Annotated in this window: 10 protein-coding genes and 1 tRNA gene; 6 read left to right on the top strand and 5 right to left on the bottom strand. The window is 63.5% G+C overall.

The window, feature by feature from the left end:
* Both AC5RVG_RS16940 and AC5RVG_RS16935 read left to right on the top strand, forming a co-directional pair.
* On the top strand, positions 1 to 111 hold a 111-nt coding region (locus AC5RVG_RS16940), incomplete at its 5' end, for a hypothetical protein (RefSeq protein WP_494014781.1).
* A 35-nt stretch (positions 112 to 146) separates the two neighbouring features.
* The gene (locus AC5RVG_RS16935; RefSeq protein WP_494014780.1) at positions 147 to 1,244 is read left to right on the top strand and encodes a mannose-1-phosphate guanylyltransferase; all 1,098 of its coding nucleotides are present in this window, start codon (positions 147 to 149) and stop codon (positions 1,242 to 1,244) included.
* 162 nt (positions 1,245 to 1,406) lie between these two features.
* Here AC5RVG_RS16935 and AC5RVG_RS16930 read toward each other — a convergent pair whose 3' ends face one another.
* On the bottom strand, positions 1,407 to 3,500 hold the full coding sequence (locus tag AC5RVG_RS16930; protein WP_494014779.1) for an acyltransferase family protein: 2,094 nt from the start codon (positions 3,498 to 3,500) through the stop codon (positions 1,407 to 1,409).
* Between the two features lie 193 nt (positions 3,501 to 3,693).
* On the opposite strand from AC5RVG_RS16930, the gene AC5RVG_RS16925 reads away from it, so the two are divergent.
* Both AC5RVG_RS16925 and AC5RVG_RS16920 read left to right on the top strand, forming a co-directional pair.
* Complete coding sequence (locus AC5RVG_RS16925) at positions 3,694 to 5,289, top strand: stealth conserved region 3 domain-containing protein (RefSeq protein ID WP_494014778.1); 1,596 nt, start codon at positions 3,694 to 3,696, stop codon at positions 5,287 to 5,289.
* Between the two features lie 92 nt (positions 5,290 to 5,381).
* Positions 5,382 to 8,624 (top strand): CDP-glycerol glycerophosphotransferase family protein, encoded by a 3,243-nt coding sequence (locus AC5RVG_RS16920; RefSeq protein WP_494014777.1) that lies wholly within the window; start codon positions 5,382 to 5,384, stop codon positions 8,622 to 8,624.
* Here the strand turns inward: AC5RVG_RS16920 and AC5RVG_RS16915 are convergent.
* The 4 genes from AC5RVG_RS16915 to AC5RVG_RS16900 form a co-directional block, all read right to left on the bottom strand.
* A complete protein-coding gene (locus AC5RVG_RS16915; RefSeq protein WP_494014776.1) occupies positions 8,621 to 9,826 on the bottom strand; it encodes a CDP-glycerol glycerophosphotransferase family protein in 1,206 nt (401 codons plus the stop codon). The two genes, AC5RVG_RS16920 and AC5RVG_RS16915, sit on opposite strands and share 4 nt — an antisense overlap.
* 50 nt (positions 9,827 to 9,876) lie before the next feature.
* Positions 9,877 to 12,744: a GH25 family lysozyme gene (locus tag AC5RVG_RS16910; protein ID WP_494014775.1), complete on the bottom strand. Its 2,868-nt coding sequence runs from the start codon at positions 12,742 to 12,744 to the stop codon at positions 9,877 to 9,879.
* 742 nt (positions 12,745 to 13,486) lie between these two features.
* A tRNA-Arg gene (locus AC5RVG_RS16905) sits at positions 13,487 to 13,559 on the bottom strand.
* Between the two features lie 314 nt (positions 13,560 to 13,873).
* Positions 13,874 to 14,728: a hypothetical protein gene (locus AC5RVG_RS16900; protein WP_494014774.1), complete on the bottom strand. Its 855-nt coding sequence runs from the start codon at positions 14,726 to 14,728 to the stop codon at positions 13,874 to 13,876.
* A 232-nt stretch (positions 14,729 to 14,960) separates the two neighbouring features.
* Here AC5RVG_RS16900 and AC5RVG_RS16895 point away from each other — a divergent pair, with 232 nt between their 5' ends.
* Both AC5RVG_RS16895 and ettA read left to right on the top strand, forming a co-directional pair.
* The gene (locus tag AC5RVG_RS16895; protein ID WP_494014773.1) at positions 14,961 to 15,512 is read left to right on the top strand and encodes a single-stranded DNA-binding protein; all 552 of its coding nucleotides are present in this window, start codon (positions 14,961 to 14,963) and stop codon (positions 15,510 to 15,512) included.
* 90 nt (positions 15,513 to 15,602) lie between these two features.
* Positions 15,603 to 17,285 (top strand): energy-dependent translational throttle protein EttA, encoded by a 1,683-nt coding sequence (gene ettA, locus AC5RVG_RS16890; protein WP_494014772.1) that lies wholly within the window; start codon positions 15,603 to 15,605, stop codon positions 17,283 to 17,285.
* The last annotated feature ends 149 nt before the right edge of the window (positions 17,286 to 17,434 follow it).

Here is a 17,434-nt window from a genome sequence, read left to right as displayed (position 1 = left end):
AACCTCCGCCCCTCCAACACCGAACCCTTCCTGCGGCTGAACGCCGAGGCGACCAGCCCCGGCCTGCTCGACACCCTCCGCGGGCACGTCCTGGCCCTGGTTAGGAGCTGATCGTGACGGCGATCGGCATCGACCACTCCAAGGTCATGGACCGTTTTCATGCAGTTATTCCGGCCGGCGGGACCGGGACGCGGTTGTGGCCGCTGTCCCGCGCGGCGGCGCCGAAGTTCCTGCACGACCTGACCGGTTCCGGGTCCACGCTGATCCGCGCCACCTATTCCCGTCTCGAGCCGCTGTGCCAGGGGCGGACCCTGGTGGTTACCGGCAAGGTGCACCGGCATGCGGTGTGCGCGCAGCTGCCCGAGCTTCAGGATGCGAACCTGGTGCTGGAGCCGGAGCCGAAGGACTCTGCGGCGGCGATCGGTCTCGCCGCGGCGATCCTGTACCGGCGGGACCCGCGGATCATCATGGGCTCCTTCGCCGCGGACCAGGTGATCACCCCGGTGGAGGACTTCCAGCAGGCGGTTCGCGAGGCGGTGCACACCGCGGCCGAGGGCTACATCGTCACGATCGGGATCACGCCGACGCATCCGGCCACCGGATTCGGGTACATCCGCTCCGCCGGGGCGCTGCAGGTCCCCGGGGCGCCCTCCGCGCAGGCGGTGGCCGAGTTCGTGGAGAAACCCGACGAGCAGGTGGCCCGCGGTTATTTGGCGACGGGGGAATATTCCTGGAACGCCGGCATGTTCGTGGCGCCGGTTGACCTGCTGCTGAAGCATTTGGAAACCAACGAGCCCGAACTCTTTGCCGGCCTGACCGAGATCGCCGAGGCCTGGGACACTCCGGCCCGCGGCGCGGTGATGCGCAGGATCTGGCCGGACCTGCCCAAGACGGCGATCGACTACGCGGTGGCCGAACCCGCGGCGGCCGCCGGGGACGTGGCGATGATCCCCGGTTCCTTCTCCTGGGACGACGTGGGCGACTTCGCCGCGATCGGGCGGTTGAATACCGCCAGCGAAACGTCCGGGCTGACGGTCCTCGGCGAAGGGGCGAGGGTCTTCGCGGAGTCGGCCACCGGGGTCGTGGTCTCCGACACCAAACGTGTGATCGCGCTGATCGGCATCGACGACGTCGTCGTGGTCGACACCCCGGACGCGCTGCTGGTGACTACCAAGGAACACGCGCAGAAGGTGAAGTCCGCCGTCGAGCACCTCAGGGCCAGCGGCGACACCGACGTCCTCTGAACAAGTAACAGTTCAAGATTTGTTCTAGTAACTCAGATCCGCGCCCGGCGACTCGTAATGCACGCATACATATTACTCCCGACCATTCGGACACGACATAGAGGGGTGCCCGGGCGGTTTACGATTCTGTGTGTGACTATGAAGAGTTAGTCGTCTGCTCGGTCAGTCGCGCAGTGCCTCCAGAATCGGGCGTTCCAGATACGGGGCGAGCGTTTGGGCATAGGTGGCCGTGATGTGTGAGGAATCGAAGTAGGTCACCACGGATCCTACGACGGCGGGGCATTCCCCGTCTGCACAAAAGTATTTGTCCATGTCAAGGGTTTGGATCCTCGGATGGTCAAGTTCGAGCGCCGCCGTGGTCACCGGGTCCATCCAGTACCACTCGTCTGGCGATCCGGAACACTTCTGGGGATTGCCCGTGTTCTCGGCGAGGCAGTCCGGGATTGAATCGATCGTATTACCGGGGAAGGGCGGGTCCTTGATCACGACGACGTCGGCGCCGCTGTCCGCCCAGCGGGACAGGTAGTTCCGGTAGCCATCGACGGCGGGTTTTTCGGTACTGTCCCACGATTCGCCTTGCACCGGGACGGACTGACGTTCCGAAGTGACGATCAGGTCGAACGCATCCCCGGCTGTTTCATCCAGCACCCAATCGCCGTACGCGGCGCAGTTCGCCGTCTTTTCCTCGGTATCGAACTGCAGTAGCACCGTTGTGGGGTTGCACCTAGAGACCAGATACGTGGAGATCGTCCAGTTATTCTGTTCAGCCAGCACCTGCAGCGCGGGAAGCCATTGACCCGCGTGCGAGTTTCCGACGAGCGCGACCTTGGTGGGCCCGTCGCCATACGTGCAGACGGGACGGCTGGTAAAGGGTTGGTTCGACCAGCACCCGTCGGCATACGCATCGGACTTGTCCTCTTTGGCCAGCGATGGTTCGGGCACGACCGGCGCTTGGGGTGCCGGGACGCATTTGTCAAAGCCGTTGGCTATGGCGGAAGCACCGAGACAAGGATGGTCATCGCTCATCACCGCGGCGAGATGTTGCTCCGCCTGGAAGGTGCGTTGGGTGACTTCAACTAATTGCGCAGCGCCCACGGCCGTAAGCAACACGATACCCGCAGCGGCGAATCGGTAAGTTGGCGCAAGGCTCTTATGGGCGGAGGGGAATCGGAAACGGTCCTCAATAAACGTCTTGCTTAGCCCCGACAGCACCAGTGTCGCAGCCACGATCAGCAAGTCGTCCAACCAGCTCAGTTGGTGACCGGTGACGTAGGGCACGAGAACGATCAATGGCCAGTGCCACAGATATATCGAGTACGAAACTTCCCCAAGCCACTGAACCGGACGGTTTCGGAGAAATCCGGTGGGGGAAAGCCGTCCTTCGGCAGCTGCCAGGATAACCAGTCCTGTCCCCGCGACGGGCAGGAGCGCGGTATACCCAGGGAAAGGGGTCGACTCCGAGTAAAGCACACCGGAACAGACAATCGCTGCAAGCCCGAACCACGCTACCGCTGCCCGCGCAACGCTGGGCAGGTGCCGTGCCAAAGCCGGCGCCGCCAATGCCACCAGGCCGCCGAAGCCCAGCTCCCACATCCGGGTGGGCGTGACGAAATATGCACTTCCCGGTTCAGTAGCCGTAGCCGCGATGGAGAAGGAAAGTGACAGACCCACGACGGCGGTCACGGCTCCCAAGAGCAGGCGCAGCGGGGCTAGCGAGCGCTTTTTCGCGAACCAGAAGACCGCGAACACGAGGACTGGCCAGAAAAGGTAGAACTGCTCCTCGACTGACAAGGACCAGAAATGCTGGATAGGAGTGGGGGCGTTCTCGGCCGCCAGATAGTCGACGGAACTGCCGGCCAGTACCCAGTTCTGCACATAAAGTGACGAGGAGATGATCTCCTTAGCGATCGCACCCCACTGACTAGGCGGTGCTACCAGCCTTGATGCAACAGCCGTTGCAGCCAAGACAACGAAAGCGGCAGGCAATAGGCGGCGAATCCTGCGGCCCCAAAAAGCCGTCAGGCCGTGCCACCCCGTCGGCGGCCGTTTGACCAAATGAGAGGTAATGAGGAAGCCAGAAATGACGAAGAAGACATCGACTCCGACAAACCCCCCGGTTAAACCTTCCGACCATAAGTGGTAGACAACCACAAGGGCTACGGCTAGGGCCCGCAACCCCTGGATGTCCAGACGCACGGCCGCCGGTTTGATAGGCGGAGTGCTGACATCGGGCTCTGCTGCCAGCGCGATGGTCAACTCCCTGAAGTTCCAAGAGCACCAAGATGTGCATTACATCGGGCTGTCATTTTCGCCGACCGGACGCCCGAGCGCAATGGATATCCAGGTCCACTTGGCGCGCATTGCTAAGCTAAAGCAGTCGTTGGCGCCAGAGAGCGGCGCTACCAGCGGCCGTGGTATAGCAGCGGACACTGCTGCGGGAAAGGAGCCCATGCGCCTCGGACTCAAGGGCCGCGCCGCGGCGGCCATTCCACAGAGCCTGGTTGAAGCTGTATTCCGCGCCTTCGGCAGCGGCGCTGGCCCCCAAGGCATCCTCCAGTTGGCAACTCATCGTCGATTGCCGGGATCACGTCCCGCTTCGGCCTCTTCCTCACTAGAGGGCATCCGAAACGTGGACCGCTTTTCGGCGAAGAGCCTGCGGCACGACACGGCCGCCGTCGTGCTTGATGCCTTGATGCGGGCCAAAATTGATTACCGCGTACTGCGCTCCGAGGCGGGGGTCCCAGCAGTCGTGGACATCCCGGATGCCCAATGGTCATCTGCCCTGGGTGCCATCGCTTCTGCTGCCGGTACCCGTCCGTTTTACATCCGTGCCAATGGCGAAAACAAGCCGGTTACAGGAAAGTGCCCACCAGCGTCTTCAATAGTGTTTGAAGCAGTGGGGCACGAAGATCGACAACTGGGCGACCATCAGTTGGGCATCAAGATCTTGCCGCGCGAAGCGGGCCTGCCAGAGAAGGGGTTGTTGACTTCTGTCGACTTCCCGATCGACGCGGTGTACACATGGGTGGACGGCGATGACCCCCAGTGGCAGCGCAGCAAAGCACAGATGCTAGCCCAGACGGCTCCTACGAGCAGGAATGAGACAGCGGCAAACGAAGCGCGTTACGCGTCGCGGGACGAACTGCGCTACTCGCTCAGGTCGCTGGATTACTTCGCGCCTTGGATCAATCACGTGTACTTGGTGACCGCGGGTCAGACGCCCCCGTGGCTGGACACGTCCAACAGCCGTATCACGGTGGTGGATCACCGGGAAATCTTTTCTGAAACGAGCGCCTTACCAACCTTCAACTCGCACGCTATCGAGTCCCAGCTGCACCACATTGACGGACTGAGCGAACACTTTCTGTACCTGAACGACGACGTATTTTTTGGGCGGCCGGTGACCCCGGAACTGTTCTTCCACGGCAATGGGCTGGCCAAATTCTTCCTGTCCGAACAGACCGTGGATTACGCGCCGCGTTCGGTGGACGAGCTGCCCGTGGACAGCGCGGCGAAGAACAACCGTGCGTTGCTGGAGGCGGCCTTCGGCAGGACCGTGGAGCGCAAGTTTCAACATGCAGCCCATCCGCAACGAGTCAGTACCCTTTCCAGACTCGAACAGGAGCATCCGGAGGAACTCTTGAGGACGCAGCGGAGTAGATTCAGGGATCCGTCTGATCTTTCCGTGACGTCGTCCCTAGCTCACTACTATGGTTTCGCCATCGGTGCAGCTGTTCCCGGGGACCTGTCTTACCGCTATTGTGACATCAACGATCCGTCTGCGCAGGCGAAGCTCCTGCGGTTGTTGCGTCGCAGAGACGCGGACGTGTTCTGCCTTAACGAGGTTGCAAGCACCGGCAAAGATACGCGAAAGGTGGACTCGCTGACCCGCAGTTTCCTGAACGCATATTTTCCCGTCGCTAGTACTTTCGAGAGCGAACCCGCATGGAATCACGAGCCGGCATCATTCGAGAGGCCGTCTCTGCCGTCGGTCGGTTTACAGGCAGAGGCGGTGCGTCGGCGCGGGCAGATTTCCGAGCGCTAGAACTTCAGCAGCGAGCCAGTATTCTGCAGGTGCGGTTCACGGTCTCCGCCCGGATCGAGCCCACGTCCTTGTGGTGTAGGAATTCCGGCAACGTGTGGACGAAAGTGGCCGACTTGTCGGAGGCAGTAGACCAGCCCGGAAGCGAATTTCGGAGATACAGCGCACAGTTCGATTTGGCGACTGCGGTGCCCTCTCCAACTGATCCCCGCGAGGAGGGGGAAACCCTGGGACTGTTTGTTCAGTTCGAGGCTTCCGCCAAAGATCTGCCCGGGTTCAGCACCAACATTCATGAGGGCGGACCAGCCTCCATTCGAGAAGCGTCTGAAGGAATGCGCCTCGCAGAGTTACGGGCGGCGGTGGCCGATGGTGCGCTGGCCCGTGACGCGACGATGACGGCGTGGGCTTCGTTCGGGCGCTTTGCTGACACCGAAGTTGGTTCCCTGCGCAGCATCACCACTCAGGCGTTCACGGTTGAACCGTACGTCAACCGGAGTGGCCTGGTCTCGTTGGCGGTGAACCGGCAGCTCAAACCCTACAACGCCGTCTACGTGCACCGGCTCAGCGTCAACGGGGGCGCGTTGGACCTGCGGGCAACTCTTGTCACCCGACACGGTGAGGCTGAAGCAGTCGACCTGATGCTGTTCGGACGAGAGAGCGCGGCTCACTACTCCGCGCGCGCCAATACCTCGCTGGACGCTGGGGCAACTCGCCGGAAGTTCGGACTGCGCAGGTATCGGGTGCGCGCCCGCTTGGATCTGGGCACCATCTCGAGCCAGGACCTGGCCCGCGACGAAATCCTGGATGCGTGGCTTGCTATATATACCCCAGGCGGAACAGAGCCGCAGCGGGCGCGCATCGGGCGCACCAGATATGTCACCCGGAAGCTCACCCGTCCCGGTTGGCAAACGCGTGGGGACAAGACGCTGGCGGTTACGCCCTACTACACCTTCAAGGCTAAGAACACTTCCTTCCACATCGAATTATTGGACACTGACGCCTTCGAATTCATGCTGCGGCAGTCCCACAAGAGGCAGTTGCCGGGCCGAGGAGCACAGCAAAAGCCAGTCTGGCTAGTGGGCGAACGGCCGTACAAGGCCCAAGACACCGGGCTGCACTTCTTCCGCTACATGCGCCGGGAGCACCCCGAAATAGACACTTATTACGTCATCGAACCGTCGTCACCGGATCGTCGCAATCTGGAGGGGCTGGACCACGTAGTGGAGTACCGATCCAAGGAACACTTCGACGTCGCACTGCGGGCAGAACGGTTTATTGGCTCCCACCATCCCGACTTCCTCTATCCAACGTGGCTACCGCACTTTCGCAGAGCAGTGGGCGGGGTCAAGGTATTTCTCCAGCACGGGGTGATGGGAACCAAATGGATGGTGCCCAACTACGGGAAAAACGCACCCGGATTCGACACCGACCTGTTTCTCGTCAGCTCCGAGCGGGAGAAAGAGTACATCGTCAGCGACTTCGGATATCCGGCCAAGGACGTCGTGGTCACCGGTTTGTCCCGCTTCGACGCCTTGTTCGCCGGCGATGTAGCAGTGCAGCGAAACCAGATCCTGATCTTTCCTACCTGGCGGGACTGGCTCCATCGCCCGGACGACTTCGAAGAGTCCGAGTACTTTCGAGAGTGGGATGCGCTGCTGAACGATCCCCGGCTGCGCGATCTTGTCGATAGGCAGCGGGCAGAGGTGGTCTTCTGCCTGCATCCGAATATGCAGCAGTTCCGACACCACTTTGCCATGGCACCGGCGCGCGTCGTTTCCCAAGGCGAGGTCGACGTCCAGTACTTGCTGAAGGAAAGCGCGGTCCTGCTTACCGACTACTCGAGCGTGGGCTTTGACTTCAGTTTCCTTGAGAAGCCGGTCCACTATTTCCAGTTTGACCGCGAGCGTTTCTTGGGACCGCGGGGATCCCATTTGGACCTGGACGAGGAACTGCCGGGGCAGATTGCGTTTGCCCGATCCGCATTGCTGGACCAACTAGAGGCTACGCTCGCCCGCGGCTGCACGCCGCTGCCCGAGGACACTGCCAAGTCGCGGGCATTCCTGGCGTTCAAGGACACCGACAACTGCAGGCGCATTTTTGAGGCAGTGGCAGAAGCGCGTCCCGTCGACCCACGGTGGAAGAAGGCCATCGACCCGGAATTCGCCGAGCGGTTGTTCAACAGGTTCCGCCGCAGCCGCTTTTATTTCCCGACGATGCGCCGGATGTTTGCGATGGTTTCAAAAACCCCGATGGACAAAGACTTGATGGTGTTCGAGTCAGGGCTTGGCAAACAGTACTCGGACAGCCCGCGCTACATATACGAAGAACTGGTGCGGCGCGGGGACACCCGCAGCAAGGTGTGGGTCTACCAAGGCAAGCTGCCGCAGCCCGACTCTCACACCAAAGTGGTGAAACGGCTGTCTCCTGGTTACTACTGGTACCTGGCAAAGGCGAAGTATTGGGTTAACAACCAGAATTTTCCCTACTACGTCCGGCGCCGCAAAGATGCGGTCTTCATTCAAACCTGGCACGGAACACCTCTGAAGAAAATGGCCCATGATGTGGGCACAGTCCATGGCAGGGACTCGGACTACCTTGCTCATGTGGACGCAGCTGTTCGGCAATGGACGACTCTACTTTCACCGAGTCCATATGCAACCAAAGTCTTCAGGAGCGCGTTCCGCTTCACTGGGACGATTGTAGAACTGGGGTACCCGCGCAATGACGTTCTCCTGGGCCCAGACGTCGAGCGACGGTCTAGCGCTTTCCGCCGCAAACTTGGAGTTCCCGACGGCAAGCGGGTCGTCCTCTACGCTCCAACGTTTCGGGACGATCAGCCGACAGACATGGGACACTTTCGCTTTGATCTGCCGTTCCAGTTGCATGCCTTCAAGGAACGCTTCGGGCAAGACACGGTGTTGCTCTTGCGCATGCATGTGCTGGTGAACAACGCCGTGACCATACCCGAAGATGTCCGCGACTGCGTGTACGACGTCTCGAAGTTCCCGGATATTCAGGAACTCTACCTGGCCAGCGACGCACTGATCACTGATTATTCGTCCGTTTTCTTCGACTACGCCATCCTGCAGCGGCCCATCATCTTCTATGCCTACGACCTGGAAAACTACCGCGACACGCTGCGCGGTTTCTACCTGGACTACAACACCGAACTGCCCGGGCCTGTGACGCAAACCGAAGACGAACTGTTCGACGCGATAGACGAGAGCCGATCGAGCGACCCTGCGCGCGAGCTAAGGCTCAAGAATTTTGTGGCCAAGTACGCCCCGCGCGACGACGGCAACGCCGCCGGACGCGTGGTGGACCGCTTGCTGTCTTAGGGCGCCGACTGTTCCGAGAGAATCGTACCCACGGCGCTGACGAACCGCGCCGTGCTCGCGCCCGGCGTGGTATCGCCGAAGTGGTGGGCGATCAGCTGCAGCTGGTCGGGACTGATTCCGGCTGCTGCGGCCTCGGCCAGCAGCGCCGGCGTTCGTGCCGCCTCGGACTGGTCAATGAGCCTGGTCTTGGCGGTTACGCCCTCTGCGTCGATGTGGGCGCCCGGGTCCGACGGCCTCGTCATGAGCAGGGGCTTCCGGCTGGGAAGCCAATCCAAGGCCATGGCAGAGATATCGCAGATGCACAGGTCCGCTTCCGCCATGGCGGCTGAAAAGTCGGCAGCCGTGTCCACCCGGTGGCCCGCTGGCTCCTCCTTTTCCGCGGAGACGATCATCTTTTTGATCTCGTGCAGAGCGGCACGGTGGGAGGCGAGCCTGCTGCCGGTCCGCGGGTGCGGCCGGAAGACCAGCCGGTAGCGGGCATCAGCCAGAAGGGAGCCGACAATCTCCCGTCCATGACTGGCCAGCGAGCCGTACGCCATGGCCGGGCGGTCCCCTTCCCAGGTGGGGGCGTACAGAACGGTGAGACGTCCGCCGTCGTTCTTGGTTTGCGGGGCAGGAGCGGCGAAGTCCAGTTGCGGCCGTCCCACTTCCACCAGGTGGGACTCATCAAACCGTTGAAGGGCGGTGAGGATGCGTTCCCGGGAGGCAGGGCCCGCGATGAAGGCGAAGTCATAGGCCTTCAGCTGGTTGGAGACCATGGACACTTTGTCGCTCTCCCCGTGGCTCAGGTGCACATGCACTTGGGCCGGCAGGCGGAGAACCGTGAAGTTATCCCGGTTGTTATTGACGTAGAACACCATCCGGACGCCGGCGCGTTCGATGAAAGCCTCCACCTCCGCGATGCCCTTGGTGAGGAACACCGGCAGGGGGGAATCAGGGAGCAGTTCCGCCGCCGTGGCTGGCCGGTGCACCAGAACCGCGACCCGGTGGCGCTCTGCCAGCTTCGCCATGGGAGCCAGCCATTGCCTGACCTGATAGGCGCTGTCCGGGTCGTCAGCGAAGTACAGGACGCAGTCGTACCGGTTGCCGGCGTCCCTGTTGGCGCCGACCAGCCGGGTTCGCACGCGGCGTTCCGTCAGCACGCTGTTGGCCTCGGTGAGGATCCGGGCGGCGAGAGGCTGAAGGCGGGACGCGATGGGCAACAGTGAATCCTGACGTCGGGGTAACGGGGGGGTGGACCTACTTGAACAGCTTAGAGCTTCCCCACGTTGCGCCGTTTGGCCAAACCGTCGTTCGTCATGCCGTTGCCCCGGTACAGCCACATGGCGCCCGCGCCGGTCGTGGCCAGGAGATCCACCTTCTTGTCGGAGGTGGTGTCGCCGGGTCCGAGGATTTGGTTGTACTGTTGCCATCCACCGCTGGCAATCTGCCGCTCGGCGTTGAACCAGGCTGCCGAGGCGTTCTTGGCCGTGCGTCCCTGTCGTAGCCAAAGGGTGCCGTCGGCTTTGGTGGCCACCACGTCGACAGTGCCATTGCCGTCATAGTCGCCGACGCCGACAATCTGCGAGTAGTTCCAGCCCGTGGCGATACGTGTGCGCGAGCCGTGCTGGCCGTTGCCCGGGCCGGCGTACAGCCAAGCCGAGCCGTCAGGGCGGACGCCGAGCAGGTCGTTCTTGCCGTCGCGGTTGACGTCGCCCGTGCCTACCAGTGCCTCGAACTGGTTCCACCCGCGGGTGCCGATCTTCACCCGGCGCTTATAGCCTTCGCTGGATCTGCTGACGGTGCCAGTACCGGCGTAGAACCAGAGGGTTCCGTTGGTCTGCCGGGCCACGAGATCGTTCTTGCCGTCCCGGTTATAGTCGCCGACGCCGACTATGGAGCTGTAGATGTGCCAGCCATGCCCGATCCGTTCGGGCGTGCCAAAGGTTCCCTTGCCGGTACCGCGCACCAGCCACAGGGTGCCGTCCGCCTTACGGCCGATCAAATCACTGCGGCCGTCGCCGGTGAAGTCGCCCGGAGTGACTACGGTGTCGAACACCTTCCAGGTGCTGCTGACCAGCGTCCTGGCGTTGTAGCCCTTGGAGTCGACCATCTGGGTGCCTTTGTAGAAGCCCAGCGAGCCATCGGGGCTGATGGTTAGAAGATCGTTTTTCTTGTCCCGGTCGTTATCCCACACTCCGAGGATGTCTGCGAAGGACCTCCAGCCCCAACCGATCTTCCGGGCAGCGGCGAAGGTGCGGGCGCCGGTCTTGCCAGTTCCTGCCTGCAACCACAGCGTTCCGTCTGCCTTGGACGCCAGAACGTCCACTCGGCCGTCGCCGGTAAAGTCACGAGTGGCGACGAGTTTCGTATAGCTGCCCCAGCCGCTGGCGATCTGGCTGCGGTTTCCGGGTTTACCGTTGCCGGGGGCCGCGTAGAGCCAGACCGTGCCGTCGGACCGCCGGGCCAGGAGGTCGTTGGTGCCGTCGCGGTTGAGGTCGCCGGGGCCGATGATGTGGGTGAAGCCGTTCCAGCCGCTGCTGCCGATGCGCACGCGTGCCTGGAAGTCGCCGTTACCCTTGCCCTTGTACAGCCACAGCGACCCGTCGGTCTGCCGGGCTAGCAGGTCGTTCAACTTGTCTCCGTTATAGTCCCCGGTCCCGATTAGGAGGTTGTAGATTTGCCAGCCGTCGCCGATTCGGGACGGCGACTTGTAGCCGCCCGAACCGTTGCCGGGGTAAAACCAGAGTGAGCCGTCCGTCCGTCGGGAAAGCAGGTCGCCGTTGCCGTCCCGGTTCAAGTCGCCCGGTGCGGCGTAGCGCTGGGTGCGATCCCACGTGATGGTCCGGTTGCGGGCGAAGTTTTGCAGTTCGGTGTAGGAACCCCGCCACACATTCGAGTCGCCCGAGTAGGGGCCCGTCGAGCTGTACTGCCAAATGTCGTAGGAAGTCCAGCCGGCCGGCAGCCAGGGGGTGCCGGTTGTGTAGTGCGCGACGTGTAGCGGGTGGTTCTTGAAGGCCGTGCTGTTGCCGGTGCACTTGTTCCACCAGTCCGCGGTGGTGTAGATGGCGGGGAGGCGGCCGGTGCGGGCCTTGATGGTGTTCGAGAAGTCCTTGATCCAGTTGACCATCGCCGTCGGGGACATGCCGTAGCAGGTGTTGCCCAGTTCCGGGTAGGGGTTGTATTCGATGTCCAGCAGGGGCGGCAGGGTCTTTCCATCGGCGGACCAGCCGCCGCCGTTGTTCACCATGTAGTCCGCCTGCGCCTTGCCCGACGAGACGTTGGGGATGGCGAAGTGGTATGCGCCGCGAATCATGCCGACGTTGTAGGAACCGGTGTACTGCGACGGGAACAACGGGTTTTTGTACCTCAAGGCCTCGGTTGACTTTACGTAGGCGAACCGCGCCCCGTAGTTCCACTCGGTTTTCCAGTTGACGTTGGGCTGGTGACTGCTGACGTCCATGCCCTGGACCCCGCTGGGCTTCCATCTGGTGCGGCTGAACGAGGGGAGCGCCGCGGGTGCCGCAACGCTGGTGCGTTCGATGTCGAGGACTTCCAGCTGAGCGTCGAGTTCTGCCAGCACTTCCGGCTGTTCCAGTTCCCGCTCCCGTTCCCGGCGCTGCTGGAGACCTTGGCCCATGTCGGCGCCGTGTTCGCCCTGCAGGGTCTTCAGGAGCTCAAGGAGTTGTTCCTGGCTGAGCTCCTCGACCGGCACCTCGACCGATTCCGGTTCGTTTTCCGTCGGGGTCGTGTCGCCGGTTTCGGGGGAGGGCTGGGCCGTCGGTTCGTCCGGGGCGACGGCGGGGGAGGAAGGCGATGGGCCCTCGGCCGGTTGTTCGAGGTCCGGCGTAGGTCGGGTTTCTTCCTCCGTCCGGAATTCATTGCCGGACGTGTCGCCGGACGCCGGATCGGAGGGCGAAGGCTGTGCCGTTCCCAGCCCGGTGGCGGCGGGGGCCTGCAGCGGGGCGCCATCGGGTGCCGGCGCCTGCGAGTCCGGTGCTGGCTGCTGCAGGGCCTGTGCGGATGCGCCGGGGGCCATCAGGAGGCCCAGCGCCATCACGACGGCGGTTGCGCTGGCGACGCGGGCAGTGGCTCGCTGGTTTCGTTTGGGAGAGGCTGCGGGGCTGCGGAAGCTGGGCATGGAATGCTCCGGACAATAGGGCACGAACGGGCCGGGTCAAGAGAGCCGCAACCTCCGGTCAGCAAAGGCGAAGCGTCGGCTCAAGGTAGGTTAAACGTTATCAGCCGCATGAGCAAAACGATGAGCGATAGGCTGCGTTTCCATGAAAGTCGACAACTGTTAGCCCGCTGTTACTGTGCGCTGCTGCCTCTCATGCGGCGCGCCGCAAGGCGGGCGGGAGCCGGGGTGCCGGGACTCGGCGGCGGGCGGGGGGTTAGTCTTGGGGCTTTCGGCCGGCTGGTTGGGCAGGTTTTCCCGGAATTTCGAGGTGATAACCGGTGCCTGCTCACCGGCTAGCAGGCGTTCGAAGGCGAATTTGTACAGCTTGCCCATCAACGCCAAGGTTTGTGGCCCCGGGCCGACTTATCCCTTGCGCCGCTGCTTCCTGCCCGGGTTTGCAGACAGAAAGCATTGAGCTCCGCGGCCGAAGCAGCGCTGGGCGGTGGGAGTGCGAAGCCGGGCTGGTGGTCCAGGATCCTTGCGATGCGGCCGTGCTCGTCCAGTCCCAGCGGCAGGTCGCAGCCGGTCCGGGCCGAGCTCCTCGATGGCCGCGGGGATTTCACTGGCGTGGAACCGGACGTAGTGCTCCTAAACATCGTTGCGGAAGTAGGCAGAGGCCAGACCGAAAGCCCCCCGGGAACCGTGCATCGCGGTGCTGTTGTCCCCATCTCCGTTGCGCGGGCCGAGTCGGCATATCTTGTTGCGCCCCGGACAGGAATCGAACCTGCGACCAAGAGATTAGAAGGCTCCTGCTCTATCCGCTGAGCTACCGAGGCAGACGGCCGGCTACTGTTCACTCACTTGTCCACTCCAATTCCGGAGTCTCCAAATGTGTCCAGTGTGTGCCCACTCTCGTGGACGCCACTGCGGCCGGTGCTTAGTCTAGCAATTTGTTCAAGGCCGGGCGCGATGGCGGCCGCGGTCGTGCTGTCCGTCGACGCCCAGGGCTTCCACGCAGTGCCACTGGGAAGAAGGACGTACTGTTCTAACCCCCGTTCCGCCCCGTCGCCGTCGCCCAGGCTGCGCCCTGGGCACGCACAGACTTCCGCGGCTGGGCGTCCGGCGGGCGCCCAGCCGCGGAAGGAACTTGCTACTTGCCGGTTCCGGCGTCGGCGCCACCATCGACCGTGCCGCGCTGCCCATCCAAGCCCTGTTCCGGGATGTCTTCCGGTGCCGGTGTCTGGCTCGGCTCCGGTGCCTGACTCGGTTGCGGGGCAGGCTCGGCAGTCTGGCTTGTTTCCGGGGCAGGAGTTGGGCCCTGTTCGGTGCCGTTAGATCCGCCGCTTCCCGGCTCTTCAGTCTCGGTTGAGCTGTTGCCGCCGACCGAGGGATCGTCCGTGGTCACGGCGTCGTCGGCGTCGCCATCTCCAGTCTTCGCGGGCTCCTCTTCCTGCTTGGCCGGCTTGTCCGTTTGATCCGTGGCCTCCTGGTCTCCGCCCAGGGTGCCAAGGGTCGTCTTGTGGGCGCTTGAGGCAGGGTCGATACCCGTAGTCGAGGAGACCAGGCTGGAAATCGGCTGGCTGGTGCCGAGCTCCACCGCGGTGATGCTGACCATCGCGATGGCGAAAGCCGCGGCGCTGGCCAGTCCAACCTTGACCCACGTCATCGGGGCGATGGGCTTACGGGCGGGTTTAGGCTGCGGTTCGATCGCTTCGGACGGGGCGCTGGCGGCCACATTTTCGACCTCCCGCAGGGCACCGATTCGAGCCTTGGGGATTTTTTTCATGGCCACAGTGGCGGCCGAGCTCAGCGTCCGGGCATAGAGCGCGGCGCCAACGGTCGCGACGACGGAGCCAACTGCGGCGCCGATCAGTGTTCCGGCGACGCCGAGAAAGGACCCCACCAATGCGGAGGTTACCGCGGCCAGCGCCGAGGCGATAGTTTGGGCGCCACTCAGTCCGAGAGAGGGCTTGGGCTTGTCGTCGGCAGCGGAGTCGTCAGCCATTTGATACCTAATCCGGTCGGAGATTATTACGGATAGGTAACGATACCTGCCCGCGGACGGTTCCCGGCACGGCCGTTGTTTGAGTGAGACGCTGCCCACACCCGCCCTCCACAAGGACAACGCCCGGCGCCGCGTCCCACATGCCGCGTGGCCCGCTTCACCGCAGGCGCTGGAGCCGCGAGGCTCGATGGTGTCGGCAGGGCGCCGGCGCTACAGCGGACGGGAGAAGAGCATGAGCGACTACATTACGGTGCGCGGGACGGTTGGTACCGAGGTGCAGCAGCGGCGCACGCACGGCGGAGATGCCGTGGCGGAGTTCCGGCTGGCTTGCTCGGGGGACTGGCTGAACCGGGAGACCGGCGAGTGGGTCAAAGGGCAGACAAACTGGTACACCGTCCAGGCGTTCCGGGGCCTGGCGGAGAACCTGTGGCGCAGCCTGGCGAAGGGCGATCCGGTGGTGGTCAGCGGCAAGCTCAAGCTGCGGCAGTGGTCAACCGAGGACGGGCGGCGCGGCACCGCTCCCGAGATCGACGCCGACACAGTGGGCCACGACCTACGCCGCGGCTCTGCCTCGTTCACCAAGATCGCTGTGCCGGCAGCGGCCTCGCGCGAAGCCGCTGAGACCGGGCAGGGCGGTGCCGACTACCGCGCGATGGCCCTGGCCAGTGCCGGCGGCGGGGAATCAACAGACGGAGAGTTCGGCCTCGAGCCAGGCCTGGGCGGCAGCGGCGGCCACGCCGACGAGGACCGGCAGGAGGAGACGCAACTGCCCCGGGCGAGTTGATCTGTTGCTCGGGGTGTCCGAGCCGCCGGGACAGGGGAAGCGGTGCGGCAGAATATGTGATCGTGGCGCGCAGCGACTAGCCTTGAGGGCATGGCGGAATTCATTTATACGATGTCCAAGGCCCGCAAGGCCGTTGGCGACAAAGTCATTCTGGACGACGTAAGCATGTCGTTCTTCCCCGGCGCCAAGATCGGTGTCGTCGGCCCCAACGGTGCGGGCAAGTCCACGATCCTCAAAATCATGGCCGGCCTGGACACCCCTTCCAACGGCGAAGCCAGGCTCAGCCCCGGCTACACCGTCGGCATCCTGCTGCAGGAGCCGCCGCTGAACGAGGAGAAGACCGTCCTGGGCAACGTCCAGGAAGGCGTCGGCGAAATCTACGGCAAGATCCAGCGCTTCAACGAGATTTCCGAAGAGATGGCCAGCCCGGATGCTGACTACGACGCGCTGCTCGAGGAAATGGGCAAGCTGCAGGAGGCCATTGACGCCGCGGATGCCTGGGACATCGACTCCCAGCTGGAGCAGGCCATGGACGCGCTGCGCTGCCCGCCGGGCGATGCCGACGTGACCGTGCTCTCCGGTGGCGAACGGCGGCGCGTGGCACTGTGCAAGCTGCTGCTGCAGAAGCCCGACCTGCTGCTGCTCGACGAGCCCACCAACCACCTCGACGCGGAAAGCGTGCTGTGGCTGGAGCAGCACCTGAAGTCCTACCCGGGCGCCGTCCTCGCCGTGACCCACGACCGGTACTTCCTCGACCATGTGGCCGAATGGATCGCCGAAGTGGACCGCGGCCACCTCTACCCGTACGAGGGCAACTACTCCACCTACCTGGAGAAGAAACGCGCCCGGCTCGAAATCCAGGGCAAGAAGGACGCCAAGCAGGCCAAGCGCCTGACCGAGGAACTGGACTGGGTCCGGTCGAACGCCAAGGGCCGCCAGACCAAGTCCAAGGCCCGTCTGGCCCGCTACGAGGAAATGGCTGCCGAGGCCGAGCGCACCCGGAAGCTGGACTTCGAAGAGATCCAGATCCCGCCGGGTCCGCGACTCGGCCAGCTGGTCATCGAGGCCAAGGACCTGTTCAAGGGCTTCGGCGACCGCGAGCTGATCAGGGACCTGTCCTTCTCGCTGCCGCGCAACGGCATCGTCGGCGTGATCGGCCCCAACGGCGTCGGCAAGACGACCCTGTTCAAGACGATCGTCGGACTCGAACCGCTGGACGGCGGGGAGCTGAAGATCGGCGATTCCGTCAAGATCTCGTACGTGGACCAGTCCCGCGGCGGCATCGACCCGAACAAGACCCTGTGGGAGGTCGTCTCCGACGGGCTCGACCACATCCAGGTCGGCCAGGTCGAAATGCCGTCCCGCGCCTACGTCTCCGCGTTCGGCTTCAAGGGCCCGGACCAGCAGAAGAAGGCCGGCGTGCTTTCCGGCGGTGAGCGCAACCGGCTGAACCTGGCGCTGACCCTGAAACAGGGCGGCAACTTGCTGCTGCTCGATGAGCCGACCAACGACCTGGACGTCGAAACGCTCTCCAGCCTGGAAAACGCGCTGCTGGAATTCCCCGGCTGCGCCGTGGTGGTCTCGCACGACCGCTGGTTCCTGGACCGGGTGGCCACGCACATCCTGGCTTACGAGGGCACCGAGGAAGAGCCCGCGAACTGGTACTGGTTCGAGGGCAACTTCGACTCCTACGAGCAGAACAAGGTCGAGCGGCTTGGCCCGGACGCGGCCAAGCCGCACCGGGTCACGCACCGCCGCCTGACCCGCGACTAAGCCCTAGCAATCGCTGCCAGCGGCGCCTGAAGGAACGGTCCCGAACAAGCGTTGAACTGCTCCCCGGAAGTTGGACTGAGAAATTCAGTTCCGACTCCTGGGGAGCAGTTTTATGCATGCATGTAGTTCGTTATCCGAGGATCAGCGCG

Source organism: Arthrobacter senegalensis (genome assembly GCF_059091765.1).
This window is presented reverse-complemented; position numbering and strand designations above follow the sequence as displayed.

Coding starts and splice junctions, on each gene's coding strand:
- AC5RVG_RS16935 (WP_494014780.1), top strand. CDS start 147: ATGGACCGTTTTCATGCAGTTATTCCGGCCGGCGGGACCGGGACGCGG.
- AC5RVG_RS16925 (WP_494014778.1), top strand. CDS start 3,694: ATGCGCCTCGGACTCAAGGGCCGCGCCGCGGCGGCCATTCCACAGAGC.
- AC5RVG_RS16910 (WP_494014775.1), bottom strand. CDS start 12,744: ATGCCCAGCTTCCGCAGCCCCGCAGCCTCTCCCAAACGAAACCAGCGA.
- AC5RVG_RS16900 (WP_494014774.1), bottom strand. CDS start 14,728: ATGGCTGACGACTCCGCTGCCGACGACAAGCCCAAGCCCTCTCTCGGA.
- AC5RVG_RS16895 (WP_494014773.1), top strand. CDS start 14,961: ATGAGCGACTACATTACGGTGCGCGGGACGGTTGGTACCGAGGTGCAG.
- ettA (WP_494014772.1), top strand. CDS start 15,603: ATGGCGGAATTCATTTATACGATGTCCAAGGCCCGCAAGGCCGTTGGC.